Origin of the sequence: Microbacterium sp. B24, assembly GCF_000333415.1 — a bacterium.
Classification (GTDB): Bacteria; Actinomycetota; Actinomycetes; order Actinomycetales; family Microbacteriaceae; genus Microbacterium.
Genome location: NZ_BADB01000259.1, coordinates 1 through 1,447 on the forward strand (window position 1 = coordinate 1; position 1,447 = coordinate 1,447).

Below are 1,447 nucleotides of genomic sequence, written 5' to 3' on the forward strand. Positions count from 1 at the left end.
GACCGACGCGCCCACCGACGCGCCCACNGACGCCGCGAGCGACGCGCCGAGCTCTCCCTCCGACGGGGGAGACGGGTCCTCACCGTCGCCGTCGGTGTCGCCGACCCCGCAGAGCTACACCAACTCGCAGCAGCCGATGGTCTCGGGTGCGGTGCCCTGCGTGAACTGATCTCGACAGATTCATAGCCGCGCATGCTTCCGTCGTCGTGGTCCGCGGCGTAGCGTCTCAACGACAGCGACGATCGGGCCGCTGCCGATGCAGCGAAGGAGCAGCCATGGCACAGTCGTCGACATTCACCGGACGGACGATCATCGTCACCGGGGCAGGATCGGGGATCGGTCGAGCAACCGCTGTGCGCTTGTTGGGTGAGGGCGCGCGGGTCGTCGGTGCGGATGTGTCGGTAGAGCGGCTCGACGCCCTGCGCGCTGAAGCGTCGGTGGATCGACTCGTGACGGTGGCGGGCGACATCGCCGACGCCGCGACGATCCACCACATCGTGGATGCCGCGGGTCCGACGATCGACGGGCTGGCGAATGTCGCAGGGATCATGGACGCCTTCCTCCCGCCGGCCGAGGTGGACGACGAGACGTGGGATCGCGTCTTCCGCGTGAACGTCACGGCGCCGATGCGCCTCACCCGTGCGGTACTTCCCGCCATGATCGAGCGCGGGCAGGGCGCCATCGTCAACGTCGCCTCGGAGGCGGCATTGCGCGCCTCATCGGCGGGGGCGGCGTACACGGCGTCGAAGCACGCGATCGCAGGCTTCACGAAGAGCGTGGCATTCTTCTACGGCCCGCAGGGCATCCGTGCGAATGCGGTGGCCCCGGGGGCCGTCGCGACCAACATCGAGGCGCCGATGAAGAGCGAGTATGCGGCGGGACGGATCGGTCCGATCATGCAGGCGCTGATGACCCCCGTCGCGACCGCCGAGCAGCTCGCGTCGGCGATCGTGTGGCTGCTGAGCGATCAGTCAGCCAACATCAACGGCGTCGTCCTGCCGAGCGACGGCGGGTGGTCGACGATCTGACGGCGAGCGGATCGCGCCCTGCAGTGGAGTGCCCCCGACAGGAATCGAACCTGCGACCTTTGGTACCGGAAACCAACGCTCTATCCCCTGAGCTACGGAGGCGTACCGATCGAGAGTATCACCGACGGGGCGTCCGCCACGCCGCCGGCGGGCGCGGATCCACGGCGATCCACGGCCGACATGGGCGTGTCTCGGCATCCCTCTGGAGGGTGCGAACAGCGGTGTACGCGCACGTCGTCGCGGCGTGCGAGGATACTCCGGTGCAACGCCTCGTGACCGCCGAACTGGACCTCGATCTCGGGGCTTCCGTCGACCTCATCTTCCAGATCGCCGCGGCGCAACCGGCACCCGTTCTGCGGGAGGAACTGACGTTCACGCAGGGCGATGACTCTAGAGGATCCCCGGGTCCGAGCTCGAAT

General features: G+C 68.4%; 1 protein-coding gene and 1 tRNA gene. One reads left to right on the forward strand and one right to left on the reverse strand.

The window, feature by feature from the left end:
• Window positions 1–275: 275 nt before the first annotated feature.
• Window positions 276–1,028, forward strand: coding sequence for an SDR family NAD(P)-dependent oxidoreductase (locus I5I_RS06860; protein ID WP_036318033.1), 753 nt, complete (start codon window positions 276–278; stop codon window positions 1,026–1,028).
• A gap of 29 nt (window positions 1,029–1,057) precedes the next feature.
• Here the strand turns inward: I5I_RS06860 and I5I_RS06865 are convergent.
• A tRNA-Arg gene (locus I5I_RS06865) sits at window positions 1,058–1,130 on the reverse strand.
• Window positions 1,131–1,447: the final 317 nt, after the last annotated feature.

Bases quoted from the DNA above. Each gene is read 5' to 3' on its own strand.
- I5I_RS06860 (WP_036318033.1), top strand. From the start codon at position 276: ATGGCACAGTCGTCGACATTCACCGGACGGACGATCATCGTCACCGGG.